This window comes from Streptomyces caniferus, from assembly GCF_009811555.1.
Taxonomy (GTDB): domain Bacteria; phylum Actinomycetota; class Actinomycetes; order Streptomycetales; family Streptomycetaceae; genus Streptomyces; species Streptomyces caniferus.
In genome coordinates, this window is the sequence record NZ_BLIN01000005.1 from 1,440,651 (window position 1) to 1,463,934 (window position 23,284).

The window sequence follows — 23,284 nt, forward strand, 5'->3', positions numbered from 1 at the left end:
GTCCCGGCGGGCGGCTGCCCGGGCGGTGCGACACGTGGCACGCGGCACCGGACGGACTGCCGCGCCGTCAGGTCGTGGCCGCCGGGCGGCCGGCCAGGGCGTCCAGGTCGGCGCGGGTCAGCCCGGTCAGCCGGGCGACCTCGGCGGTGTCCACGGCGCCGCAGTCCAGACCGCGCAGCAGATAGCCGCTGAGCGCCTTGGCGGTGGCGGGCTCGTCCATGACATCGCCGCCGGCCTTGGCGACGTACGCCGTGAGCCGGGCCGCGGCCTGCTCCAGGCCCTCGCGGTAGAAGGCGTAGACCGCCGCGTAACGGGTGGGCAGATGGGCCGGGTGCATGTCCCAGCCCTGGTAGTACGCACGGGCCAGCGAGCGGCGGACCAGGCCGTGGTGCAGCCGCCAGGCGTCGTGGACCCGTGCGGTCGGGCCGACCGGCAGGACGTTGGTCGAGCCGTCGGAGAGGCGGACGCCGGTGCCCGCGGCGGCCACCTGCATCACGGCCTTGGCGTGGTCGGCCACCGGGTGGTCGAGGGACTGATGGGCGGCGCTGACGCCGCAGGAGGCGCTGTAGTCGAAGGTGCCGTAGTGCAGGGAGGTGGCCCGGCCCTCGGCGGCCTCGATCATGCGGGCGACGGTGGCACGGCCGTCGGCACCCAGGATCGACTGGGTGGTCTCGATCTGGATCTCGAAACCGATCCGGCCGCCCTCCAGGCCGCGCGCCTTCTCGAAGGCCTCCAGCAGCCGGACCATGGCGGTGACCTGCTCGGCGTAGGTCACCTTCGGGAGCGTCAGCACCAGGCCGTCGGGCAGGCCGCCGGCCTCCATGAGACCGGTGAGGAAGATGTCGAGGGTCCGGATGCCGCGGTCGCGGACGGCGGCCTCCATGCACTTCATCCGGATGCCCATGTACGGGGCAGCGGTGCCCCCACGGTAGGCGGCGGCCACCAGAGCGGCGGCGCGGGCCGCGGCCTCGTCCTCCTCGGCGTCGGGGCGGGAGCCGTAACCGTCCTCGAAGTCGATGCGCAGGTCCTCGACGGGCTCGCGGGTCAGCTTGGCCCGGACGCGGTCGTGGACGTCGGCGGCGAGCGCGTCGGGGATGCCGAGGACGGCGGCGAGCGCACCGGCGTCGGGGGCGTGCTCGTCGAGGGTGGCGAGCGCCTGGTCGCCCCAGGAACGCAGGGTGTCGGCGGCGACGACATCGCCGGGGACGTAGACCGTGTGGACCGGCTGGCGGGTGCCGGGGTCGCCCGGGTAGCGCCGCGCCAGATCCGCGTCCACCTGGGCGAGAGCGGCTCCGATTCCCTCACGTACGGTGTCCGCGAGGCTCGTCGCCACGCTCTCCTGCTGCCCCATTTCGATACCCTCCCGGTGCGCACGCCCGCCGATCGAGCGTTTTCCGCTTAACGGAATCAACAATCCGTATAGCGAAGTTAACTGCGTCGGTTTGCCGAGGTCAACACCCTCAGCCGGGGCGGCGCAGGTCACGGGCGTACGGCCGGACCCAGGAAACTCCATGGCGGCCGCACCGCGGCACCGCCAGACTCGCCCTCATGACTTGGATCGCACCCCCTGTCGAACGCAGAGAACTCCCGACCGTGGCCGCTGAACGGGCGATGCTGCAAGGCTGGCTCGACTTCCACCGCGACACCCTCCTCGCCAAGTGCGCCGGGCTGACGCCCGCTCAGCTCGTCGAGGCGAGCGCCTCGCCGTCCGGCCTGACGCTGCTCGGCCTGGTGCGCCATATGGCGGACGTCGAACGCACCTGGTTCCGGGTGCGCTTCCTCGGCCAGCGGATCGGCGGCCTCTATTTCACCGAGGACAACCCGGACGGCGATTTCCACGATGCCGACCCGGCCGGCGCCGAGCGGGATTTCGCGGCCTTCCGTGCCGAGATCGAGGCCTGCGACAAGGCGGTGGCGGACCGCGGGCTGGACGAGACCTTCACCCCGCGCCCGGGGCGCACGCTCAACCTGCGCTGGATCTACGTCCACATGGTCGAGGAGTACGCCCGGCACAACGGCCACGCCGACCTGCTCCGCGAGCGGATCGACGGGGTCACGGGCAACTGACGGCGCGGCGGCCACCCGCCGGTGCCGCCACAGCACGAGGCCCCGTACGCACCGCGCGTACGGGGCCTCGTGCGAGGGCCGGGGCCGGGCTCCGGCCGGACGGCGGTCAGCCCTTGCGGGTCTTGACCTCGTCGGTGAGGGTCGGGACGACGTCGAAGAGGTCGCCGACCACGCCGTAGTCGACCAGGTCGAAGATCGGTGCTTCCTCGTCCTTGTTGATGGCGACGATCGTCTTCGAGGTCTGCATACCGGCGCGGTGCTGGATCGCACCGGAGATGCCCGCCGCGATGTACAGCTGCGGCGAGACCGACTTACCGGTCTGGCCCACCTGGTTGGTGTGCGGGTACCAGCCGGCGTCCACCGCGGCACGCGAGGCGCCGACGGCCGCACCGAGCGAGTCGGCGAGCGCCTCGATGACCGGGAAGTTCTCGGCACCGTTGACGCCGCGGCCACCGGAGACCACGATCGCGGCCTCGGTCAGGTCCGGGCGGCCGGTCGACTCGCGCGGGGTGCGCGACACGATCTTGGTGCCCTTGGAGGAGTCGGCGACGGTCACCGCGAGCTGCTCGACGGTGCCGGCGGCCGGCGCGGCCTCCGGGGCGGCCGAGTTGGGCTTGACGGTGATGACCGGGGTGCCCTTGGTGATGCGGGACTTGGTGGTGTACGAGGCCGCGAAGACGGACTGCGTGGCCACCGGACCCTCGTCGCCGGCCTCGACGTCGACGGCGTCGGTGATGATGCCGGAGCCGATGCGCAGCGCGAGGCGGGCGGCGATCTCCTTGCCCTCCGCGGAGGACGGCAGCAGCACGGCGGCCGGGGAGACCGCGTCGTAGGCGGCCTGCAGCGCGTCGACCTTGGGGGCGACGAGGTACTCGGCGAACTCGGGCGCGTCGGCGGCCAGCACCTTCACGGCGCCGTGCTCACCGAGGATCTTCGCGGCGTCCTCGGCGTTCGCACCGAGGTGCACGGCCACCGGCTCGCCGATGCGGCGGGCGAGGGTGAGCAGCTCGAGGGTGGGCTTGCGGACGGCACCGTCCACGTGGTCGACGTAGACAAGGACTTCAGCCATGGGATTGCTCTCCTGCGGGAAGAATGAGGGCGGGGATAAGGACTGCGGCTCAGATGAACTTCTGGCCCGCGAGGAACTCGGCGAGCTGCTTGCCGCCCTCGCCCTCGTCCTTGACGATCGTGCCCGCGGTGCGGGCCGGACGCTCGGCGGCGCCGTCGACCTTGGTCCAGGCGCCCTCGAGGCCGACCTCGTCCGCCTCGATCTCCAGGTCCTCCAGGTCCAGGGACTCCACCGGCTTCTTCTTGGCGGCCATGATGCCCTTGAAGGAGGGGTAACGCGCCTCACCCGACTGGTCGGTGACGGACACGACGGCCGGCAGCGCGGCCTCCAGCTGCTCGGTGGCGGTGTCGCCGTCCCGGCGGCCGGTGACCTTGCCGTCGGCGACGGACACCTCGGAGAGCTGGGTGACCTGAGGGACGTTCAGGCGCTCGGCGAGCAGCGCGGGCAGCACGCCCATCGTGCCGTCGGTCGAGGCCATACCGCAGACGACGAGGTCGTAGCCGGTCTTCTCGATGGCCTTGGCGAGCACGAGCGAGGTGCCGAGCGCATCGGTGCCGTGCAGGTCGTCGTCCTCGACGTGGACGGCCTTGTCGGCACCCATCGACAGCGCCTTGCGCAGCGCGTCGTTGGCGTCCTCGGGGCCGACCGTGAGAACCGTGATCTCCGCGTCGTCGGCGGCTTCCTTGATCTGCAGGGCCTGCTCGACGGCGTACTCGTCGAGCTCCGAGAGCAGACCGTCCACATCGTCACGGTCGACGGTCAGGTCCTCGGCGAAGTGCCGGTCGCCGGTGGCGTCGGGCACGTACTTCACACAGACAACGATCCTCAGGCTCACGCCGGCTCTCCTACCTGCTTCGTCTCTTCAGAACTGCCTTGTGCTGGCAGCATAGGCGCCTGTCGGGGCGGCTCCCGGTCGGATGCGGTTCCCCACGCCGACCGTCATATTACTCGCCAGTACATCGACTCTCGTGCCCCGAATCAAGGCCGTCGAAATGTGACCTTGCCAACGGACCCGACCGGCGAACGACGAAGGGAACCGGGAACCCGTCAGTCCCTCAGCGCGTTGAAGCGGCCCTGGTGGTACAGCAGCGGACGGCCGGGCCCCGCGGGGTCGCCGACGACGGGCTGGGCGAGCACGATGCAGTGGTCGCCGGCCGGCACCCGCGCCACGACCTTGCACACCAGCCAGGCCAGTACGCCGTCGAGGAGGGGCACGCCCTCGGGTCCGGTGTGCCAGGACGTGGCGGGGCCGAAGCGGTCGGCACCGCTGCGCGCGAACGTGGCGGCCAGCTCCTGCTGATGCTCGCCGAGTATGTGGACACCGACGTGCTCGGCCTCAGAGACGGCCGGCCAGCTGGACGCGCCGGTGCCGATGCCGAACGAGAGCAGCGGCGGGTCGGCGGCGACGGAGGTGAGGGAGGTGGCGGTGAAGCCGACGGGGCGGGAGCCGTGCGCGGTGATCACCGCGACGCCGGCGGCGTGCTGCCGGAAGACCGAGCGCAGCAGCTCGGGGGAAGCGGTGCGGGGCGTGCCGAGGCCGGTGGAGGCCGTCATGGAGTTGTCCTTCTGCTGTGGTGTACGGGCCCGGGCGGAGCCGACGGCGGTGGGGTGGCCGACAGCAATGGTGTCGTCGCTGCTCACGCGCCCGGACAGCGGGCGCTGGCAGTCCGCAGAAGGTCGACATGGGCGCGTCCGTACAGAAGGGTTCCTGGCCGCATCACGTCAGAGTGACGATGGGTGACCCACAGCGTCAAGGGGCGTCTGCCATCTGGGAGATCAATCACGGACGGCGGCGCCCAGCGCCCCGATGACGTCCGCCTTCCGGGGCTGCCCGGCGGCGCGGCGCACGATCGCGCCGTCCGCGTCGAGCACCAGGACGGTGGGCGTTCGCAGCACCTCCAGCCGCCGTACGAGATCCAGGTGGTCCTCCGCGTCGATCTCGATGTGGGCCACCCCCTCGACCATGCCGGCCACCTCGGCGAGCGTGCGCCGGGTGGCCCGGCAGGGCTGGCAGAAGGCGCTGGAGAACTGCAGCAGAGTGGCCCGCTCCCCCAGCTCCGCGCCGATCTCGGCGGCGCCCAGCCGCGCTCCGTCGTTCCGCTCGTGCACCGTCAGCGCCCCTTACGACGTCGGCGCCACACACCGGAAGCGCTCGCCGCCGCGAGCGCCGCGAGGCGCACCATGAATCCGGTCATCGGGGGGTGCAGCGTTCTCGGGACCGCAAAGATTCCCGCAGCCGGGACATACCTCCTGCGGTGGCGGGCGACCGGTCGAACGGGCCTCCACGTGACAAGAATCTCCCGGCCGCGGCGGCCCTCGCGCTGGCCGCCACGGCCGAGATCGGGCACGATCTCCCGAAAGTCGCAGCTACGGCTGCGTAGGTTTCCGCCGGGAGAACCCTCCCAGGCGTGGAAAAGGGGTCCTCCGGACAATGGCAGAGCTCGTCTATCCGCCGGTGATCGGCGCCGCCCGCACGCTCTTCAAGGCGCTCGATCTGAAATTCGACATCGCCGGGACGGACCACATTCCGCGCCGCGGCGGGGCGGTTCTGGTGAGCAATCACATCGGGTACCTGGACTTCGTCTTCGCCGGCCTGACGGCACGGCCCGCCAAGCGGCTGGTGCGCTTCATGGCGAAGGAGTCGGTGTTCCGGCACAAGGTGTCCGGGCCGCTGATGCGCGCGATGAAGCACATCCCCGTGGACCGCGCCCAGGGCATGCACGCCTACAAGCACGCGCTGTCCGCCCTGCGTTCCGGCGAAATCATCGGGGTCTTCCCCGAGGCGACGATCTCCGAGTCCTTCACCCTGAAGACCTTCAAGTCGGGTGCGGTGCGCCTGGCGCAGGAGGCCGGGGTGCCGCTGCTGCCGGTGGCACTGTGGGGCACCCAGCGGCTGTGGACCAAGGGCCACAAGCGCGATCTGGGCCGTCACCACCTGCCGATAACGATCCGGGTGGGCGAGCCGATGGAGGCCGATCCGGCCGAGCAGGCCGAGAAGATCAGCGACCGGCTGCGGGCCCGTGTGCAGGAGCTGCTGGAGGCGGCGCAGCGCGCCTACCCCGTACGCCCCAAGGGCCCCGAGGACACCTGGTGGATGCCGGCCCACCTCGGCGGCACCGCGCCCGCCGCGCCCGGCACCGCCGGATAACGCACCCGGAGGCAGGAGCACCCCGTCGCCGTCGCGGCGGGGCGCTCCCGGCCGCCGGTCCGGCGGCTCCGCTCACGGGGCCTGGACGTCACCGATCTCGATACGGGCGTCCGGGCAGGCCTGCCGCAGCCAGCCGGCCAGCTCGGCGCCCGCCGCGGTCAGCTCGTCGAGCGTCATGGGGGCCATCCGCTCCAGCAGGAAGAGGGCGCTGACGGAGTCCTCGGTGAGGCGGGTGCGTACGCCCTGCCGCCAGTTCCATCGGCGGCAGGTGACGCCCTCGTCGTCACACCAGACCACCTCGCCCGCGTCGGGGTGCTCCACCGTCCCGGCCCCGTCGGCCGCGGTCACGAACGGCTCGTCGCCCACGGCCCGCACCAGCCGCATATCGCCCTGGATACGGTCCAGGTCCTCGCCGCCGACGGGCACGAGGTGGGCGACGGAGAGGGCGTTGTAGAGGTCGACGAGGCGGTTGATGCGCGGCAGCCCGCCGTCCGCGAGCGCCCGCCTGGCCAGCGCCTCGGCGGAGTTGCGGGTGCGCGACGGCTTGCTGCCGAAGGCGGTGTACGCGGCGCGCCAGGCGGCGATGTGCGGATCGTCCTGCGGGGCACGTCCGTCCAGGCGCTCGGCGAGGCGGCGGGTGGCCTCGTCCAGGAGCGCCGCGCCGGCCTCGTCGCTGGGCCCGTTGGTCAGACCGTGGGCTTCGACGGTGAGGTAGCCGAAGCCGGGCGCCAGGGCGCGCACCTCGTCGGAGACATGCAGGCGACAGGTCGTGCCGGAGACGTGCGAAGAGCTGCGCATCGGAGCCGTTCCTCAGAGATCGGTGGGGAGCATCTGCCAGAGGTGAGGCCGGTCGACGGCCTCGCGGAGGCATTGGAGCACGACCGGGTGTGGTTCAGCAAACAGCACCGGGTAGTCCACTTCGCTGCACTCGGGTCGCACGGGGAAGGCGAGCTGTTCGCGGTCCAGCGGAACTGCGCGTCGACGCCCGGCTTGTTGCCCCGCGGATCCTGCCGCGCCCAGCGGTCCTCGCCCGGCAGCCGGACGAAGGTGAAGGCGGCCTTGGCGTATACATATGCATCGAGGGCATCGACGGCGGGGGCGGTCGCGACGACCCGGACATGCGGATGGTGATGGTCGATGACCTCGTCGGCCGCCAGGCAGGCGGACAGCTCCAGGGTGTCCTGGATCAGCTCCACGCCCGGGGAGCGTAGCGATGCGCCCGACCGAGAGTCAATGACTTTTCGATCGAGCGCATAGCTACGCAGAGTGTGATGCGGAGTGGGTCGCCCCTAGCGGCCCATCTCCTCGCGGAGTGCGGCGAGGAAGCCGTCGACGTCCTCCTCGGCGGTGTCGAACGCGCACATCCAGCGCACCACGCCCGCCGACTCGTCCCAGAAGTAGAAGCGGTAGCGCTTCTGCAGCCGCTCGCTGACGTCGTGCGGAAGCCGGGCGAACACGCCGTTGGCCTGCACGGGGTAGAGGATCTCCACCCCGTCGATGTCCCGCACCCCGGCCGCCAGCCGCTGCGCCATGGTGTTGGCGTGCCGGGCGTTGCGCAGCCACAGGTCCTTGGCGAGCAGTGCCTCCAACTGGACCGAGACGAAGCGCATCTTGGAGGCCAGCTGCATGGACAGCTTGCGCAGATGCTTCATGGCGCGCACCCGGTCGGGGTTGAGCACCACCACGGCCTCGCCGAAGACCGCACCGTTCTTCGTGCCGCCGAGGGAGAGGATGTCGACGCCCACGGCGTTGGTGAAGGCCCGCATGGGGACGTCGAGCGTCGCCGCGGCATTGGCTATCCGCGAGCCGTCGAGGTGCACCACCATGTTGCGCTCGTGCGCGTGTTCGCAGATCGCCCGGATCTCGTCCGGCGTGTAGACCGTGCCGAGTTCCGTGCTCTGGGTGATCGAGACGACCTGCGGCATCGCCCGGTGCTCGTCGTCCCAGCCGTACGCCTCGCGGTCGATCAGCTCGGGGGTGAGCTTGCCGTCCTCGGTGGGCACGGTCAGCAGCTTGAGCCCGCCGACCCGCTCGGGCGCACCGCACTCGTCGACGTGGATGTGCGCGGACTCGGCGGCGATCACCGCGCCCCAGCGGTCGGTCACGGCCTGCAGGGCGACGACGTTGGCACCGGTGCCGTTGAACACCGGGAACGCCTCCGCGCGCTGCCCGAAATGGCTGCGGATGACGCGCTGGAGGTGTGCGGTGTAGTCGTCCTCGCCGTAGGCGACCTGATGGCCGCCGTTGGCGAGGGCGAGCGCGGCGAGGACCTCGGGATGGGCGCCCGCGTAGTTGTCGCTGGCGAAGCCGCGTATCTCGGGGTCGTGGTGCTGCCGTGCGTCGGTCTTCGCTCCGGTCACGGCTCGGGGGTCAGCCACAGACGCTGTCCATTCACTTCCTGGGCGGGCCGGCTCCAGACCCCGGCGATGGCCTCGGCCAGCTCGGTGACATCGGTGAAGCCCGCGAACTTGGCGTTCGGTCGCTCGGCGCGCATCTGGTCGTTGACGAGCGCCTTCACGATCAGGATCGCAGCCGCGGCGCGCGGTCCCTGCTCGCCCCCCGACTTGCGGAAGCCGTCCGCCATGGCGAGCGTCCAGGCCTCGGCTGCGGCCTTGGACGCGGCGTAGGCGGCGTTGCCCCCGGTGGGCTTGCCGGCGCCGGCCGCGCTGATGAGGAGGAAGCGGCCGTTGCCGCTGCGTTCGAGCGCTTCGTTGAAGGCGAGCGAGGTGTGCTGGACGGTACGGACCAGCAGCTTGTGCAGCATGTCCCAGTCCGCCAGGTCGGTCTCCGCGAAGGTCGAGGAGCCGCGCCAGCCGCCGACGAGGTGCACCAGGCCGTCGATCCGGCCGAATTCCTTCTCCGTACGAGCCGCCCATTCACGGGTCTGGTCGAGGTCGAGGAGGTCGACGGTGTCCCCCACCACCGTGGCGCCGCCGTGGGCGTAGCGGGCCGCGTCCACGGCCTCCGCCAGGCGCTCGGGGTTCGAGTCCGAGCCGATCACCACCGCACCCGCTTCGGCCAGTCGCAGCAGGGTGGCCCGGCCGGCCGGTCCGGCCGCCCCCGCCACCGCGATGACCGCACCCTCCAGCGGCCCCTGGCCGCCCGTCGAAGTAACCATCTCCGTCGCCTCCTCGTCCTGCTCCTGGACGGCCTTCGGCCGGGTGTTCCGGTCGTTCGTCATGCCGCCGCCAATTCATCGCTGTGGGCCGTGATGCCCTTGGTGGATGCGATCACAGCGCGCAGCTTCTTGGCGAGCGCCTCGTAGAACATGCTCAGCGGGAACTCGTCGGGGAGCACGTCGTCCACGAGTTTGCGCGGCGGCTGGTCGAGGTCGAGGGCGTCGGGCCCCTTGGCCCAGACCGAGCCCGGGTGCGGGGCGAGGTAGGTCGAGACGAGGTCGTACGCGGCGAACCAGTGGACCAGCTTGGGCCGGTCGATGCCGTCGCGGTAGAGCTTCTCGATCTCGCCGCACAGCTGGTTGGTGACCTTGGGCGCCCGCTCCCAGTCGATGTGCAGTGTGTTGTCCGTCCAGCGTACGACGTCGTGCTTGTGCAGGTACGCGAAGAGCAGCTGGCCGCCCAGGCCGTCGTAGTTGCGGACCCGGTCGCCGGTGACCGGGAAGCGGAACATCCGGTCGAAGATCACCGCGAACTGCACGTCGCGTGCCTGGGAGTACCCCTCGGCCTCCAGCTTCACGGCCTCCTTGAAGGCGGTGAGGTCGCAGCGCAGCTCCTCCAGGCCGTACATCCAGAACGGCTGGCGCTGCTTGATCATGAACGGGTCGAACGGCAGGTCACCGTGGCTGTGGGTGCGGTCGTGGACCATGTCCCACAGGACGAACGCCTCCTGGCAGCGCTCCTGGTCGCCGAGCATCTCGCGGATGTCCGCGGGCAGTTCGACGCCGAGCGTCTCGATGGCGGCCTCGCTGACCCGGCGGAAGCGCGCGGCCTCGCGGTCGCAGAAGATGCCGCCCCAGCTGAACCGCTCGGGAGCCTCGCGCACGGCGATGGTCTCCGGGAAGAGCACGGCGGAGTTGGTGTCGTAGCCGGCCGTGAAGTCCTCGAAGGCGATGCCGCAGAAGAGGGCGTTGTCGTAGCGGGTGCGCTCCAGCTCGGCGAGCCAGTCCGGCCAGACCATGCGCAGGACGACGGCCTCGAAGTTGCGGTCCGGGTTGCCGTTCTGGGTGTACATGGGGAACAGCACCAGGTGCTGGAGGCCGTCGGCGCGCTGCCGGGCGGGCTGGAAGGCGAGCAGGGAGTCCAGGAAGTCCGGCACGCCGAAGCCGCCGTCGGCCCAGCGGCGCAGGTCGGCGGCGAGCGCCTCGTGGTAGGCGGCGTTGTGCGGCAGCAGCGGGGCGAGCTCGCCGAGGGCCGCTATCACGCGGTCGACCTCCGCACGGACGGCCTCGGCGCGCGGCGCGCCCGCCGCCTCCAGGTCGATGGAGCCGTCCTTGGCCTGCCAGGGGCGGATGGTCTCGACCGCGTCCTTGAGCACGGGCCACGCCGGGTGCTCGACCACGCCCCCTGCGGCCGTGGTGGCGTCCTGGACACCCACAGGCGAAAGAATTTCCGTCATGACTGCCCTCCGGCGATAGATCGTGTTGTCAGAACACGGTAACCAGCCGAGGATCGCCCACTCAAGTGGGGTCGCTGAAAATTATTCTGTCGACACCCTCCGATCACGCGGGTTTTTCCTGTCGGTGACGCCCTGGGCGGGACTTCCTGCCAGTAATGCCAAGGGTTTCGGCGGTTCCTCCGGCCGCGACACGGCCGGGAAACCTCCTGCGCGTGTGGCATATGCCATACGCCGCGAGGGGCGGACCGCCGGCCGGCCGCCGCGCGCCGTCAGCGTGGCGGGGACTCGCCCACGCGAGGGTGAGGCGGTCTGAAGCCGGATATGGCGGGTACCCGTACTGGACACACCGCGGTCCGGTCCGGCAGCCCGTTTTCCGCCGGTCGGCCCCGTTAGGCTGTGCGCCGTTTCGTAGCGCCGTTGCCGACAGCCGACGGTCGACACTTGTACAGAGCCGCCACCAGCACCGAGCCGACAGAAGCGAGGCAGCCTTGTCCTTTCTCACCATCGGACACCGCGGGATGATGGGCGTGGAGCCGGAGAACACCCTGCGGTCCTTCGTGCGCGCCGAGCACGAGGGCCTCGATGTCATCGAACTCGATCTGCATCTGAGCAAGGACGGCGCGCTCGTGGTGATGCACGACGCGGACGTGGACCGGACCACCGACGGCGCCGGCCCGATCGCCGAGCGCACCCTCGCCGAGCTCCGCGAGCTCGATGCCGGCCGGGGCGAGCGGATCCCCGTCTTCGAGGAGGTCGTGGAGGCGGTCGGCGCGCCGCTGCAGGCCGAGATCAAGGACGTGGCGGCCGCGCAGGCACTGGCCGAGGTGATGCGGTCGCGCGATCTGGTCGGCCGGGTCGATGTGATCTCCTTCCACGACGAGGCGCTGGCCGCGATCCGCACCCTGCTGCCCGGGGTACGCACCGCGCTGGTCGGCAGCCGGTACGGCGCGGACGTGGTCGACCGGGCGCAGGCCGTCGGCGCGACGATGCTCTCGCTGAACATCCGCCGGCTCACCCTGGAACTGGTCGAGCGGGCGCACGCCGCGCACCTGAAGGTCGTGGGCTGGACCGTCAACACCCACGATCAGCTGCGCCTCGCACGGGGACTCGGACTGGACGGTGTGGTGACCGACCAGCCGGAGATCCGGCGGGCGGTCCGCTTCACGGCGTGAGGCGGCAGCGGACGGGGTGAGCCGGGTGGGGCGTGCCGACTCTTCGGGCCCCACCCCCGGCAACTCCCCACTCCCGGCAACCTGGAAACGCGCAGTTCACAGCGCTGCAATGCGCTTCCACCATGCGGACTTTTCCCCCGCCGATCTCGACAGACGGCCTCGCGCACTGCCACTCTCCCGCCATGCGCCTCGCCAACCGCCCCCTCCGCCTTGCCGCTTGCGCCACCGTCGCGCTGCTCGCCGCGGCCGTCGGCTGTGCCCCGCAGGACGAGTCCCCCGGCGGCCCGCACGCCGCCGGGCCGCGCCAACAGAGCTGTGACCGCGGCAAACTGGCGACCGTGGCGGACGGCAAGCTCACGGTCGGCACCGACAAGCCCGCCTACGCCCCCTGGTTCCACGACGACGATCCGGCCAGTGGCAAGGGCTTCGAATCGGCCGTCGCCTACGCCGTCGCCCGCCGGCTGGGCTACGACAAGGGCGCGGTGGACTGGCAGACCGTGCCGTTCAACAACGCCTTCGCGCCCGGCGCGAAGAAGTTCGACTTCGACATCAACCAGATCTCCATCAGCGCCGCACGCAAGCGGGCCGTCGCCTTCTCCTCCGGCTACTACGACGTGCGCCAGGCGGTCGTCGCGCTCAAGGGCTCCCCGGCCGCGCGGGCCAAGAGCATCGCCGGTCTCCGGCACCTGAAGCTCGGCGCACAGGTCGGCAGCACCAGTCTGGACGTCGTCGACGACACCGTCCGGCCGGCGCAGCGCCCCGCCGTGTTCCAGAAGAACGACCTCGCCAAGTCCGCGCTGAAGAACGGTCAGGTCGACGCGATCCTCACCGATCTGCCGACGGCCTTCTACATCACCTCCGCCGAGGTGAAGAACGCCGAGGTGGTCGGGCAGTTCGCGGCCACCGGTACCGCCAAGGAACAGTTCGGCCTGGTCCTGGACAAGGAGAGCCGGATCACCGGGTGTGTGACGGCCGCGGTGGATGCGCTGCGCAAGGACGGCACCCTCGCCGCGCTGGAGAAGAAGTGGCTGACCGACGCCGTGTCCGTGCCGGTGCTCAAGTGACGTACGGAGAAGGTGTGTCGAAGCTCCGGGCGGCACCGGACGAGGCCGACGACGGATATGTGCCCTCGGCGCGACGGATCGAGCGGGAGCGCTTCCGGAGGACCAGGGCCCGGCGCGCGACCGCGGTCGCCGCACTGAGCACCCTGGTCACCGCCGTCGTCCTCTACCTCGTCATCACCGGCTCCCCCGGCTGGCCGCGTACCCGGGAGACCTTCTTCAGCGCCGAATACGCCGCCAAGGCACTGCCGAAGGTGATGGAGGGGCTGCTGCTGAATCTGCGGCTGCTGGTGGTGTGCGGGGCTGCGGTGCTGGTGCTCGGACTGCTGCTGGCGGTGGCCCGGACGCTGCGCGGCCCGGTGTTCTTCCCGCTGCGCGCCCTGGCCACCGCCTACACCGACTTCTTCCGCGGACTGCCCCTGATCATCTGTCTGCTGATGGTGGTCTTCGGGGTGCCTGCCCTGCGGCTGCAGGGCGTGACCACCGACCCCGTGCTGCTCGGCGGCTCCGCGCTGGTGCTGACGTACTCGGCCTATGTCGCCGAGGTCTTCCGGGCCGGCATCGAGTCGGTGCACCCCTCGCAGCGGGCCGCGGCCCGGTCGCTGGGGCTGACCGGCGGACAAGCGCTGCGCTTCGTGGTGCTGCCGCAGGCGGTGCGGCGGGTGGTGCCGCCGCTGCTGAACGATCTGGTCTCGCTGCAGAAGGACACCGGTCTGGTGTCCATCGCGGGTGCGGTGGACGCGGTCTACGCGGCCCAGATCATCGCCGGCAAGGACTTCAACTTCACGCCGTACGTCGTGGCCGGGCTCGTCTTCGTGGCGCTCACGATCCCCATGACGCGGTGCACGGACTGGGTCACGGCCCGCATGGACCGCAGGCGCGCCCAGGGAGGACTCGTATGACCACCACGAACGACGCCCCACGGCCGGCCGGGGACGCGGCCGGGAAAGCGGCGCCCGGCGGCGGCCCGGTGCTGCGGCTGGAGTCCGTGCGCAAGACGTACGGGCGCGGCACGGTCGTGCTGCGGGATGTGGATCTGGCGGTCCCGCCGCACACCGTGACCACGCTGATCGGCGCCTCGGGGTCGGGCAAGTCCACGCTGCTGCGCTGCGCGAACCTCCTGGAGGAGATCGACGACGGCGCGATCTTCCTGGACGGCGCGGAGATCACCGATCCGCGGGCCGACGTGGACGCGGTGCGCCGCCGGATCGGCGTGGTCTTCCAGGCCTACAACCTCTTCCCCCATATGACCGTGCTGGACAACATCACGCTGGCGCCCCGCCGGGTGCACGGCGTACCGCGTGCCGAGGCGGAGGAGCGGGCCCGCGAGCTGCTGGAACGGCTCGGGCTCGGCGGGCGGGCCGGCGAGTACCCGGACCGGCTCAGCGGCGGCCAGCAGCAGCGGGTCGCGATCGTTCGCGCCCTGGCCGGGCGGCCCCGGCTGCTGCTGCTCGACGAGATCACCGCGGCGCTCGACCCGGGGCTGGTCGGCGAGGTGCTCGGCGTGGTCCGCGAGCTGAAGGAGGAGGGGATGACGATGGTCATCGCCACCCATGAGATGGGCTTCGCGCGGGAGGTCGCCGACCAGGTCTGCTTCCTGGACGGCGGGGTGGTGGTGGAACGCGGCACACCCGAGCGGGTCTTCGGGGACCCGCAGCAGGACCGGACCCGGCAGTTCCTCCGGCGGATCATCGAGGCGGGACGGCTGTGAGCGGCCTCCGCACTCCTCGGCCGTCCGGTCCCCGGCCCGCCGCACGGCCGGGGTCCCATCGCGGCCGGCAGGGGGTTCGGGCCACGTGGTCCGGGACCTGGGCCGCAGACGGGGCGGCACCGCGCGGACCAACCTTCAGGAGGCGCTCGACCGGCCGGGCCCGTCCTGGCCGAGCGGCTTGATCAGCAGCTCGAACTCCAGGTCGGCGCGCTGCGGGATGCCGAACCGCTCGTCGCCGTACGGGAACGGGGTGAGCTGTCCGGTCCGCCGGTAGCCGCGGCGCTCGTACCAGGCGATCAGCTCGTCGCGCTGCCGGATGACGGTCATCCGCATCTCGCGGGTGCCCCAGAGGTCCTGGGCGGTCCGCTCGGCCTCCGCGAGGATCACCTTGCCGAGGCCGCCGCCCTGGAGCTGCGGGCGCACCGCGAACATCCCGAAGTACACATGGTCCCCGCGGTGTTCGAGCTGGCAGCAGGCGATCAGGGCACCGTCCCGCTCGGCGACGAGCAGCCGGCCGGTCTCGCCCCGCACCACGGCGGCGACGCCGTCCGGGTCGGTGCGCTGCCCCTCCAGCAGGTCCGCCTCGGTCGTCCAGCCGGCCCGGCTCGCGTCCCCTCGGTACGCCGATTCGATGAGGTCGACGAGCCCGGGGATGTCGGCATCGTGGGCGGTACGGAAGGTCAGCTCGTCGGTGGGCATGGTGCGCACAGTCCTCTCGGGGCCGGACGAAGGGCTGAAGGGAGGCTAACAAGCGGCATGTGCGGCGTGTCAGGGCCATTCGGCACGGTCTTCGGCGGCGGCGGGCCGACGACGCGGGGCGGGCGGCGTAGGGTCCTGGCATGGTGCACGTACTGAGCAGCAGGGTGCTGGTGCGGCCGTCCGACCCGGAGCGGTCGCGGGCGTTCTACGGCACGGCGCTGGGGCTGGAGATCTACCGGGAATTCGGCACCGGACCCGAGCGCGGCACGGTCTACTTCCTCGGCGGCGGCTTCCTGGAGGTCTCCGGCCGCGCCACGGCCCCGGCCACGGAGACCCTCCAGCTGTGGCTCCAGGTGGCGGATGCTGCGGCGGCGCACGAGGAGCTCCTGGCACACGGGGCGGAGGTGCTGCGGCCGCCCGTACAGGAGCCGTGGGGACTCATCGAGATGTGGATCGCCGACCCGGACGGCCACCGGATCGTGCTGACGGAGGTACCGGCGGACCATCCGCTGCGTTACCGGCCCTGACGGCCCTCCCCCGGCCGGCGCATCGCCCGCGCTCCCCCTCCGTGCGTCCGTGCGCTCCCGTGTGCCGGGCCCCGGCCGGGCAGCCTGCACCCGATCGGTGCGACAGGCGGTACTCGGGGAGGTGCGCCGTGCTCGAACCGGCGTGGGTCGGCTGGCTGCTGGTGCTGCTGTGTGCCGCGGCCGCCGCGTACTGCCTCGTCCGGGCGCGGAACGGCCCGGCCGCGCACCGGGGGGACGCCCGCGGCGAAGGGCTGATGGCGCTGGGCATGGCGGCGATGGCGCTGCCCGCGTCCGCCGTGACACCGCCCCAGTGGTCGCCCTGGCTGTTCACCACGGTCTACGCAACGGCCGGCGGGTGGGCGCTGGTGCGGCGGCATCTGCATCACGCGGTGGGGACGTTCGCCATGGTGTACATGGCGCTGGCGATGGCCGTACCGGCGGATCACCTGGGTCCCATGGGCCCGGCGGGCCGGACGGACGCGATGGGTCCGACGGGTCCGACAGCTTCGATGGGTTCGATGGGGGCGATGGCGCACGAGGGGCCCGGCGGGGTGCCGCTGCTGACGGGCCTGTTGCTCGCCTACTACACGGTGTACGTCATCGGCGCCGGGGTCCGGCTGGTGCCGACGGGTGTCCGGGCAGCGGACTCCGTGACGGCGGGCGCGACAGTGGCCCCCGTGCCGGAGCGGACGGTGGCGGGCACCGGGCCGGACACGGTGGCGGGCACCTCTGCGGACGCCGGGCCGCCCGCGGTGCTGCGGGCCTGCCGGGTGGCGATGGGCATCGGCATGCTGGCGATGCTGCTGGCGCTGTGAGCTGCGGCGAAGCGCTTCCGCACGGCCCGCGCCGCCGGCCGGCGGGATCGGCGGCCCACCTCCGCAACGAGGGTGGCATACGTCACATCCGACTCTCGCCCGTACCAACGAGTAGTCGCCCGCTCATAGGCTGACGCCATGATGGTCCCTCTCGCGCTGATGGTTCTCGGCGTGCTGGCCGCGGCAATGGCGCCCCGGCTGATGGCCCGTTCCGACTGGCCCGACCGGGAGCCGGTGCTCGCCCTGTGGGTGTGGCAGTGCGTGGTGGCCGGTGTGCTGCTGTGCTGCGTGCTCGCGATGTCGCTGAGCGCATCCGCCGCCTGGGAGACCGTCCGCAGCCCGGTGTTCGGCTTCGCGCCCCGGGTGGTCGTCGAGGCGTATGCGCTCAAGGGGTACGGGCCGTGGGCCGGGGTGCTGGCCCTGCTCCTGGCGGGCGGCGGGGCCTGGACGGCCGTCACGCTGACCCGCGAGGTACGGGCGGCGCGCACCCGCCGCCGGCAGCGCCGGGCCGAACTCCTGCTCCGCGCACCGCTGTTGCCCGGCGAGGAGCCCCGGGCGGAGCGGCTGGTCGTCCTGGAGGGCGACCGCCCGGAGGCCTGGTGGCTGCAGCACTCCTCGCCCCAACTGGTCATCACGACCTCGGCGTTGCGACGCCTGAAGGGCCGTCAGCTCGATGCGCTGATCGCTCATGAGCAGGGACACGCACGGGCCCGGCACGATCTCCTGCTGTACAGCGCCTCGGCACTCGCCGTGGGCTTTCCGCAGATCCCGGTCTTCGCCGCGTTCCGCGATCAGGTGCACCGGCTGGTCGAGCTGGCCGCCGACGACGTGGCCTCGCGCCGCTTCGGCCGCCTGACGATCGCCCTGGCCCTGGTCGAACTCAACGAGGACCGCGGGGTGTTCGGCCCCTGCCCCACGCAGCTCGCGCAGGTTCCCCAGCGGGTGGACCGGCTGCTGTCCCCCGCGCCCCGCTTCACCCCCGGCCGCCGGCTCCGGATGACGGCGGTGGCGGCGCTGGTACCGGCCGTACCGCTGCTGGTCACCTTCGTCCCGGGCCTGCGGGCACTGACGTAGGGCGCGGCCCCTCGCCCGGGGCGCCGGTCATGGGCGAGGATCGCCCCATGCCCTCGACGCCGCTCCCCACCGCCCGTACGCCCGCCGTGGAAGACAACAGCCGCCGGGCCTTTGCCCTCTTCCGCCCCGCCCTCACCTGCGCCCTGCTGTGCGCGGTCCTCTTCGGCCTGCTGCTCACCCTCGTCGTACTGCGCTGGGGCCCGTTGATGTCCCTGGACACGGCCCTCGCCGGCACCCTGCACCGGACGGCCGTCGCCGCGCCCGGCTGGACCCGTGTCAACCGGGTGCTCACCGACTGGGTATGGGACCCATGGGCGATGCGCGCGGTGCTCACGGTGGCGGTCTGCCTGCTCGTACGGCGAGGGGACCGCCGGCTCGCCCTCTGGGTGGCGGCCACCGCGCTCCTCGGTACAGGGCTGCAGCAGGCGGTGAAGGCGGTGGTCGGCCGGGACCGCCCCGTCTGGCCGGATCCGGTGGCCACCGCGCACTACACGGCGTTCCCCTCCGGGCATGCACTGTCCGCGCTGGTCGCGGGGGCCCTGGTGCTGTGGCTGCTGCGGCTGGCCGGGGCGCGGCCGCTGTGGCGCCGGACGGCTCGCACGGTGGTCGTGCTCTCGGTCGTCGGTGTCGGCTTCACCCGGGTGTATCTCGGCGTGCACTGGCTGTCGGACGTCGTCGGTGGCTGGCTGCTGGGCGGGGCCCTCGTGGCCGGATCGGCCGCGCTCCACGGCGCCTTCGCGTCACGGGCGGGTTGGCCCGGCACCGCGCGGCGGGCAGGATGACGCTCATGACGGTGATCAAGGGTGTGCTCTTCGACTTCTCCGGAACCCTGCTGCGTATCGAGTCCGCCGAATCATGGCTGCGGGCGGCGCTCACCGCGTCCGGCACGGCCATGGACGACGCCGAGCTCGTCCGCTCGGCGGCCGCGCTGGAACGGGCCGGCGCGCTGCCCGGCGGCTCCTCCCCCGTCGAACTCCCCGGCGACCTGGGCGAGCTGTGGGAGATCCGGGACCGCGACGCCCGCCACCACCGCGCGCTGTACACCGGCCTGGCCCGGCAGGTCCCGCTCCCCGATCCGGAGTTGTACGACGCGCTCTACGAGCGGTCCCGGGCGGCGGAGGCCTGGCAGCCCTATCCCGATGCCGCCGAGGTGCTCGCGGAGCTGCACCGGCGCGGCATCCGTATCGGCGTCCTGAGCAACATCGGCTGGGATCTGCGGCCGGTGCTGCGCGCCCACGGCCTGGACCGTTATGTCGACGTCTGCGTGCTGTCCTACGAGCACGGCCTCCAGAAGCCTGATCCACGGCTCTTCGCCCTCGGCTGCCGGGAGTTGGGGCTCGACCCGGCCGCCGTGCTGATGGTCGGCGACGACCGCACCGCGGACGGCGGCGCCACCGCGGTGGGCTGTTCCTTCCTGCCGGTCGACCATCTGCCGGTGGACCGGCGCCCGGACGGGCTGCGGCCGGTGCTGGAGCGCGTGGGCTGAGGAGCCGGGCGGGGTCAGCCCGCCGGGCGCAGCTCCAGCCACTGCTGGAGCTCGACGATGTTCCCGTCGGGGTCCTTGAGGTGGGCGACCCGCATCCGGTCCGTCATCGGGGCCGGACCGTGGGCGAGGACGGCGCCGCGCCCGGTGAGCTGTGCGCAGTACCCGTCGAGGTCGTCGACCCGCAGGACGACCAGGGACCGGTATCCGTCCGGCGCCGCCCCCAGCTCGCCGAGCACCTCGGCCATCCGGGCGCGCTCCTGCAACGCGATGCCCGCCGAACCGCCGGCGCAGCTGAACTTGGCGTACGGGCCCTCGGGGGCCTCGAACTGCGGCTCCAGGCCCAGCACGTCCCGGTAGAAGCGGTAGCAGCCGCGGAAGTCCGTGACGAGCAGGCGGACTTGGGTGAGTTCCATCGATGTACCCCCGTGAGCGAAACGTCGGTCGGCGTGCGGGCCGACGCTACGCCGTCACGCGGCGCCGCCCTCCACCAGCCCCGCCGCCCACTGCCGCAGGGTCGTGAAGTCGTCCGGGAGCAGTCCCTTCGCGGGATCGACCCGGTACGGCAGGGCCCGGCCCCGGTGGTGGCGGGCGATCCAGGCGAGGTCCCGGGGGCCGATCTCGTCGTCCACCCAGGCGAAGGGCCGGCCGGCGGCGGAGGCGACGAGGTGGCGGGTCTTCCAGTGCACGCCCTCCGGATCCTGGTGGTGCATCCGCGGCCACTCCAGCGCGGGCAGCTCCGGCAGGCCCAGGACGGGGGCGATCCAGGTGTTGGCCTCCGTCTTCCAGGTCGTCGCCCAGACGATCCGGAAGCCCAGATCCAGCAGGAGCGGGCCATGAGCGGGATTGAGCCATACCCGCAGGGCCGGGCGCGGCGGCTCCCAGCCCGTGGGCCGCATCCGCAGCGTGGTGTAGCCCTCGGGCCGTCGTTGCGGCTTCGCCCGCCAGGGGTTGAGCGGGCCGTCGACGTCGAGGAAGAGCAGGGGCACGGTGGGATCCACGACGTCATGATTCCGCGCCCGGCGCCGGAGCAACCGCTTCCGACCGGCGGAAACCGATGCATCGGCGCAATCGCCCGCGGCGGCCCACCCGCCCTGGGGCAGGGGCGCCACGGCCTCGCGGCCGCCCCCGGAAACGGAACCGCCCCGGCCGGCAGGGTGCCGGCCGGGGCGGAAGGACCTTCCGCGGCTGTCGCCTCAGCTGAGGGTCGCGAGAGCCTCGTTGAGGGTCGCCGACGGGCGCATGACGGCCGCGGCCTTGGCCACGACCGGCTGGAAGTAGCCGCCGATGTCGGCCGGCGAACCCTGCACCGCGATCAGCTCGTCGACGATGGTCTGCTCCTGCTCGGTCAGCGTCTTGGCGAGCGCCGCGAACGCCTCCGCGAGCTGAACGTCGTCGGTCTGCTTGGCCAGCTCCTGCGCCCAGTAGAGCGCGAGGTAGAAGTGGCTGCCGCGGTTGTCGATGCCGCCGAGCTTGCGGCTGGGCGACTTGTTCTCCTCGAGGAACGTGCCGGTGGCGCGGTCGAGGGTGTCGGCGAGCACCTGGGCGCGCGCGTTGCCCGTCTTCTGCGCGAGGTGCTCGAAGCTCACCGCGAGCGCCAGGAACTCGCCCAGGCTGTCCCAGCGCAGGTAGTTCTCCTTGACCAGCTGCTGGACGTGCTTGGGCGCGGAGCCGCCGGCGCCGGTCTCGAACAGCCCGCCGCCGTTCATCAGCGGGACGACCGACAGCATCTTCGCGCTGGTGCCCAGCTCGAGGATCGGGAACAGGTCGGTCAGGTAGTCACGCAGCACGTTGCCGGTGACCGAGATCGTGTCCTCGCCGCGGCGGATGCGCTCCAGGGAGAACGTGATCGCGTCGACCGGCGACATGATCTCGATCTGCAGGCCCGCGGTGTCGTGCTCAGGGAGGCAGGCCTTGACCTTCTCGATCAGCTGCGCGTCGTGCGCCCGGCCCTCGTCCAGCCAGAACACCGCCGGGTCGCCGGTCGCGCGGGCGCGGGTGACGGCGAGCTTGACCCAGTCGCGGATCGGCGCGTCCTTGGTCTGGCACATACGGAAGATGTCGCCGGCGCCGACGACCTGCTCGAGCACGGCGTTGCCGCTCTCGTCGAGGACCCGCACGGTGCCCGTGGTCGGGATCTCGAAGGTCTTGTCGTGGCTGCCGTACTCCTCGGCCTTCTGCGCCATCAGACCGACGTTCGGCACCGAACCCATGGTCGACGGGTCGTAGGCGCCGTTCGCGCGGCAGTCGTCGAGGACGGCCTGGTAGATGCCGGCGTAGCTGCTGTCGGGGAGGACCGCGAGGGTGTCGGCCTCCGCGCCGTCCGGGCCCCACATGTGGCCGGAGGTGCGGATCATGGCCGGCATGGAGGCGTCGACGATGACATCGCTCGGCACGTGCAGGTTGGAGATGCCGCGGTCGGAGTCGACCATGGCGAGCTCCGGGCCCTCGGCGAGCTCGGCGTCGAAGGACGCCTTGATCTCCGCGCCGTCGGCCAGCGACTCCAGGCCCTTGTAGATGCCGCCGAGGCCGTCGTTCGGGGTCAGGCCCGCGGCGGCGAGCGACTCGCCGTACTGGGCGAACGTCTTCGGGAAGAAGGCGCGGACCACGTGGCCGAAGATGATCGGGTCGGAGACCTTCATCATCGTGGCCTTCAGGTGCACCGAGAACAGCACGCCCTCGGCCTTGGCACGGGCGACCTGCGCCGTGAGGAACTCGCGCAGCGCGGCCACGCGCATCACGGAGGCGTCGACGACCTCGCCCGCGAGGACCGGTACCGACTCGCGCAGAACGGTGGTGGAGCCGTCGTCGCCCGACAGCTCGATGCGCAGCGTGCCGTCCTGGCCGATGACCGCGGACTTCTCCGTGGAGCGGAAGTCGTCGACGCCCATGGTGGCGACGTTCGTCTTCGAGTCGGCCGTCCAGGCACCCATGCGGTGCGGGTTGGACTTGGCGTAGTTCTTGACCGACGCCGGCGCGCGGCGGTCGGAGTTGCCCTCGCGCAGGACCGGGTTGACGGCGCTGCCCTTGACCTTGTCGTAACGGGCGCGGATGTCGCGCTCCTCGTCGGTCTTCGGGTCGTCCGGGTAGGCCGGCAGCGCGTAGCCCTGCTCCTGCAGCTCGGCGACCGCGGCCTTGAGCTGCGGGATCGAGGCCGAGATGTTCGGAAGCTTGATGATGTTCGCGCCGGGAGTCTTGGCCAGCTGCCCGAGCTCGGCGAGGGCGTCGTCGATGCGCTGGCCCTCCTCCAGGTACTCGGGGAAGCTCGCGATGATGCGACCGGCAAGGGAGATGTCACGGGTCTCCACGCTGACGCCGGCCGTCGACGCGTATGCCTGGATCACAGGCAAGAACGAATACGTCGCCAGGGCCGGGGCCTCGTCAGTGTGGGTGTAGATGATGGTCGAGTCAGTCACCGGGTGCTCCGCTCCACGTCTGCAACATTGCTCGACATCAAGATATCTCGTGACCGCCCCCCTCTCGACAGGACCCCGCCCGGGGCAAAGCGGAGGAATGGGTTCCAATCGGTGGGGACCGGTGGAAAGCGGCACCCCGTCCGGCCGGGCGACCGCTTCGCTCCCGGCCTGTTTCCGGCCATATTCCGGCCCCGGGGACGCGGCACCGGGGGCCGGAGCCCCCATGCCGACCGGTAACGGCCGGTCCGCGGCGAGACCCGGCGCGCTCCCCGCCGATCCGGCGGGCTTCCCGACGAGCGGCGCCCGGCGACGAGCGAGGCCCGCCGACGGCCGTGCGGTGGGATTGCGGGGCCCCGGCGCGGAGCATGATCGCCTCGGCGGGCGTCCCGGACCCGCCGCGGCCCCGCTTCCGGTTCCCATGGTCCGGCCCCGGTTCCCACGGGCCCGGCCCTGGTTCCCGCGGGTCC

24 protein-coding genes and 1 pseudogene are annotated in these 23,284 nt (G+C 72.0%); 11 read left to right on the forward strand and 14 right to left on the reverse strand.

Going from position 1 to position 23,284, the window contains the following annotated elements:
• Nucleotides 1–67 precede the first annotated feature (67 nt).
• Nucleotides 68–1,351, reverse strand: a complete 1,284-nt coding sequence (locus Scani_RS22865) for a DUF6986 family protein (RefSeq protein WP_159479352.1) — start codon at nucleotides 1,349–1,351, stop codon at nucleotides 68–70.
• Between the two features lie 197 nt (nucleotides 1,352–1,548).
• Between Scani_RS22865 and Scani_RS22870 the strand changes: the two genes are divergently transcribed.
• Nucleotides 1,549–2,067: a DinB family protein gene (locus Scani_RS22870; RefSeq protein WP_159479354.1), complete on the forward strand. Its 519-nt coding sequence runs from the start codon at nucleotides 1,549–1,551 to the stop codon at nucleotides 2,065–2,067.
• Nucleotides 2,068–2,173: 106 nt separating this feature from the next.
• On the opposite strand, the gene Scani_RS22875 is transcribed toward Scani_RS22870, so the two are convergent.
• From Scani_RS22875 to Scani_RS22890, 4 genes are all read right to left on the reverse strand, one after another.
• Entirely contained in the window at nucleotides 2,174–3,136 is a 963-nt protein-coding gene (locus Scani_RS22875; protein ID WP_159479356.1) for an electron transfer flavoprotein subunit alpha/FixB family protein, read from the reverse strand.
• A gap of 49 nt (nucleotides 3,137–3,185) precedes the next feature.
• Nucleotides 3,186–3,971: an electron transfer flavoprotein subunit beta/FixA family protein gene (locus Scani_RS22880; RefSeq protein WP_159479358.1), complete on the reverse strand. Its 786-nt coding sequence runs from the start codon at nucleotides 3,969–3,971 to the stop codon at nucleotides 3,186–3,188.
• Nucleotides 3,972–4,183: 212 nt separating this feature from the next.
• Nucleotides 4,184–4,690: a flavin reductase family protein gene (locus Scani_RS22885; RefSeq protein ID WP_159482315.1), complete on the reverse strand. Its 507-nt coding sequence runs from the start codon at nucleotides 4,688–4,690 to the stop codon at nucleotides 4,184–4,186.
• 222 nt (nucleotides 4,691–4,912) lie between these two features.
• A complete protein-coding gene (locus tag Scani_RS22890) occupies nucleotides 4,913–5,245 on the reverse strand; it encodes a TlpA family protein disulfide reductase (RefSeq protein WP_159479360.1) in 333 nt (110 codons plus the stop codon).
• 322 nt (nucleotides 5,246–5,567) lie between these two features.
• Here Scani_RS22890 and Scani_RS22895 point away from each other — a divergent pair, with 322 nt between their 5' ends.
• Complete coding sequence (locus Scani_RS22895; protein ID WP_159479362.1) at nucleotides 5,568–6,284, forward strand: lysophospholipid acyltransferase family protein; 717 nt, start codon at nucleotides 5,568–5,570, stop codon at nucleotides 6,282–6,284.
• A 72-nt stretch (nucleotides 6,285–6,356) separates the two neighbouring features.
• Here Scani_RS22895 and Scani_RS22900 read toward each other — a convergent pair whose 3' ends face one another.
• The 5 genes and pseudogenes from Scani_RS22900 to Scani_RS22915 form a co-directional block, all read right to left on the reverse strand.
• Nucleotides 6,357–7,082, reverse strand: a complete 726-nt coding sequence (locus Scani_RS22900) for a B3/B4 domain-containing protein (protein WP_159479364.1) — start codon at nucleotides 7,080–7,082, stop codon at nucleotides 6,357–6,359.
• Nucleotides 7,083–7,094: 12 nt separating this feature from the next.
• A pseudogene (locus Scani_RS41150) lies at nucleotides 7,095–7,480 on the reverse strand (hypothetical protein).
• Nucleotides 7,481–7,573: 93 nt separating this feature from the next.
• Complete coding sequence (locus Scani_RS22905; protein WP_371872433.1) at nucleotides 7,574–8,644, reverse strand: threonine aldolase family protein; 1,071 nt, start codon at nucleotides 8,642–8,644, stop codon at nucleotides 7,574–7,576.
• Nucleotides 8,641–9,402, reverse strand: a complete 762-nt coding sequence (locus Scani_RS22910) for an SDR family NAD(P)-dependent oxidoreductase (RefSeq protein ID WP_174872818.1) — start codon at nucleotides 9,400–9,402, stop codon at nucleotides 8,641–8,643. Before Scani_RS22910 ends, Scani_RS22905 begins: the two co-directional genes overlap by 4 nt.
• Before the next feature lie 59 nt (nucleotides 9,403–9,461).
• On the reverse strand, nucleotides 9,462–10,859 hold the full coding sequence (locus Scani_RS22915) for a DUF6421 family protein (protein ID WP_159479370.1): 1,398 nt from the start codon (nucleotides 10,857–10,859) through the stop codon (nucleotides 9,462–9,464).
• Nucleotides 10,860–11,347: 488 nt separating this feature from the next.
• Here Scani_RS22915 and Scani_RS22920 point away from each other — a divergent pair, with 488 nt between their 5' ends.
• The 4 genes from Scani_RS22920 (at nucleotide 11,348) to Scani_RS22935 (ending at nucleotide 14,803) form a co-directional block, all read left to right on the forward strand.
• Nucleotides 11,348–12,031 carry a glycerophosphodiester phosphodiesterase gene (locus tag Scani_RS22920; RefSeq protein WP_159479371.1) on the forward strand — a complete coding sequence of 228 codons (684 nt, stop codon included), beginning with the start codon at nucleotides 11,348–11,350 and terminating at the stop codon, nucleotides 12,029–12,031.
• Between the two features lie 182 nt (nucleotides 12,032–12,213).
• Nucleotides 12,214–13,095 carry an ABC transporter substrate-binding protein gene (locus Scani_RS22925; protein ID WP_159479373.1) on the forward strand — a complete coding sequence of 294 codons (882 nt, stop codon included), beginning with the start codon at nucleotides 12,214–12,216 and terminating at the stop codon, nucleotides 13,093–13,095.
• Nucleotides 13,096–13,109: 14 nt separating this feature from the next.
• Nucleotides 13,110–13,994, forward strand: coding sequence for an amino acid ABC transporter permease (locus Scani_RS22930; protein WP_159479375.1), 885 nt, complete (start codon nucleotides 13,110–13,112; stop codon nucleotides 13,992–13,994).
• Nucleotides 13,991–14,803, forward strand: a complete 813-nt coding sequence (locus Scani_RS22935; protein WP_246296096.1) for an amino acid ABC transporter ATP-binding protein — start codon at nucleotides 13,991–13,993, stop codon at nucleotides 14,801–14,803. Before Scani_RS22930 ends, Scani_RS22935 begins: the two co-directional genes overlap by 4 nt.
• 135 nt (nucleotides 14,804–14,938) lie before the next feature.
• Here Scani_RS22935 and Scani_RS22940 read toward each other — a convergent pair whose 3' ends face one another.
• Nucleotides 14,939–15,502: a GNAT family N-acetyltransferase gene (locus Scani_RS22940; RefSeq protein WP_159479377.1), complete on the reverse strand. Its 564-nt coding sequence runs from the start codon at nucleotides 15,500–15,502 to the stop codon at nucleotides 14,939–14,941.
• Nucleotides 15,503–15,642: 140 nt separating this feature from the next.
• On the opposite strand from Scani_RS22940, the gene Scani_RS22945 reads away from it, so the two are divergent.
• The 5 genes from Scani_RS22945 (at nucleotide 15,643) to Scani_RS22965 (ending at nucleotide 19,404) form a co-directional block, all read left to right on the forward strand.
• On the forward strand, nucleotides 15,643–16,029 hold the full coding sequence (locus Scani_RS22945; RefSeq protein WP_159479379.1) for a VOC family protein: 387 nt from the start codon (nucleotides 15,643–15,645) through the stop codon (nucleotides 16,027–16,029).
• 128 nt (nucleotides 16,030–16,157) lie between these two features.
• The gene (locus Scani_RS22950; protein ID WP_159479381.1) at nucleotides 16,158–16,844 is read left to right on the forward strand and encodes a DUF5134 domain-containing protein; all 687 of its coding nucleotides are present in this window, start codon (nucleotides 16,158–16,160) and stop codon (nucleotides 16,842–16,844) included.
• 138 nt (nucleotides 16,845–16,982) lie between these two features.
• A complete protein-coding gene (locus Scani_RS22955; protein ID WP_159479383.1) occupies nucleotides 16,983–17,918 on the forward strand; it encodes a M56 family metallopeptidase in 936 nt (311 codons plus the stop codon).
• 47 nt (nucleotides 17,919–17,965) lie between these two features.
• Nucleotides 17,966–18,700 (forward strand): phosphatase PAP2 family protein, encoded by a 735-nt coding sequence (locus Scani_RS22960; RefSeq protein WP_159479385.1) that lies wholly within the window; start codon nucleotides 17,966–17,968, stop codon nucleotides 18,698–18,700.
• 5 nt (nucleotides 18,701–18,705) lie between these two features.
• Nucleotides 18,706–19,404 carry an HAD family hydrolase gene (locus tag Scani_RS22965; protein ID WP_246296098.1) on the forward strand — a complete coding sequence of 233 codons (699 nt, stop codon included), beginning with the start codon at nucleotides 18,706–18,708 and terminating at the stop codon, nucleotides 19,402–19,404.
• A 14-nt stretch (nucleotides 19,405–19,418) separates the two neighbouring features.
• Here the strand turns inward: Scani_RS22965 and Scani_RS22970 are convergent, their stop codons facing one another.
• From Scani_RS22970 to Scani_RS22980, 3 genes are all read right to left on the reverse strand, one after another.
• The gene (locus tag Scani_RS22970; protein WP_159479389.1) at nucleotides 19,419–19,817 is read right to left on the reverse strand and encodes a VOC family protein; all 399 of its coding nucleotides are present in this window, start codon (nucleotides 19,815–19,817) and stop codon (nucleotides 19,419–19,421) included.
• Between the two features lie 54 nt (nucleotides 19,818–19,871).
• A complete protein-coding gene (locus Scani_RS22975) occupies nucleotides 19,872–20,402 on the reverse strand; it encodes an HAD domain-containing protein (RefSeq protein ID WP_159479391.1) in 531 nt (176 codons plus the stop codon).
• 195 nt (nucleotides 20,403–20,597) lie between these two features.
• Nucleotides 20,598–22,817: an NADP-dependent isocitrate dehydrogenase gene (locus Scani_RS22980; RefSeq protein ID WP_159479393.1), complete on the reverse strand. Its 2,220-nt coding sequence runs from the start codon at nucleotides 22,815–22,817 to the stop codon at nucleotides 20,598–20,600.
• Between the last annotated feature and the right edge of the window lie 467 nt (nucleotides 22,818–23,284).

What these genes read in the sequence shown, in the direction of transcription:
- Scani_RS22865 (WP_159479352.1), bottom strand. Translation starts at nt 1,351, where the DNA reads ATGGGGCAGCAGGAGAGCGTGGCGACGAGCCTCGCGGACACCGTACGT.
- Scani_RS22870 (WP_159479354.1), top strand. Translation starts at nt 1,549, where the DNA reads ATGACTTGGATCGCACCCCCTGTCGAACGCAGAGAACTCCCGACCGTG.
- Scani_RS22875 (WP_159479356.1), bottom strand. Translation starts at nt 3,136, where the DNA reads ATGGCTGAAGTCCTTGTCTACGTCGACCACGTGGACGGTGCCGTCCGC.
- Scani_RS22885 (WP_159482315.1), bottom strand. Translation starts at nt 4,690, where the DNA reads ATGACGGCCTCCACCGGCCTCGGCACGCCCCGCACCGCTTCCCCCGAG.
- Scani_RS22895 (WP_159479362.1), top strand. Translation starts at nt 5,568, where the DNA reads ATGGCAGAGCTCGTCTATCCGCCGGTGATCGGCGCCGCCCGCACGCTC.
- Scani_RS22900 (WP_159479364.1), bottom strand. Translation starts at nt 7,082, where the DNA reads ATGCGCAGCTCTTCGCACGTCTCCGGCACGACCTGTCGCCTGCATGTC.
- Scani_RS22910 (WP_174872818.1), bottom strand. Translation starts at nt 9,402, where the DNA reads ATGGTTACTTCGACGGGCGGCCAGGGGCCGCTGGAGGGTGCGGTCATC.
- Scani_RS22915 (WP_159479370.1), bottom strand. Translation starts at nt 10,859, where the DNA reads ATGACGGAAATTCTTTCGCCTGTGGGTGTCCAGGACGCCACCACGGCC.
- Scani_RS22925 (WP_159479373.1), top strand. Translation starts at nt 12,214, where the DNA reads ATGCGCCTCGCCAACCGCCCCCTCCGCCTTGCCGCTTGCGCCACCGTC.
- Scani_RS22935 (WP_246296096.1), top strand. Translation starts at nt 13,991, where the DNA reads ATGACCACCACGAACGACGCCCCACGGCCGGCCGGGGACGCGGCCGGG.
- Scani_RS22940 (WP_159479377.1), bottom strand. Translation starts at nt 15,502, where the DNA reads ATGCCCACCGACGAGCTGACCTTCCGTACCGCCCACGATGCCGACATC.
- Scani_RS22945 (WP_159479379.1), top strand. Translation starts at nt 15,643, where the DNA reads ATGGTGCACGTACTGAGCAGCAGGGTGCTGGTGCGGCCGTCCGACCCG.
- Scani_RS22955 (WP_159479383.1), top strand. Translation starts at nt 16,983, where the DNA reads ATGATGGTCCCTCTCGCGCTGATGGTTCTCGGCGTGCTGGCCGCGGCA.
- Scani_RS22960 (WP_159479385.1), top strand. Translation starts at nt 17,966, where the DNA reads ATGCCCTCGACGCCGCTCCCCACCGCCCGTACGCCCGCCGTGGAAGAC.
- Scani_RS22965 (WP_246296098.1), top strand. Translation starts at nt 18,706, where the DNA reads ATGACGGTGATCAAGGGTGTGCTCTTCGACTTCTCCGGAACCCTGCTG.
- Scani_RS22970 (WP_159479389.1), bottom strand. Translation starts at nt 19,817, where the DNA reads ATGGAACTCACCCAAGTCCGCCTGCTCGTCACGGACTTCCGCGGCTGC.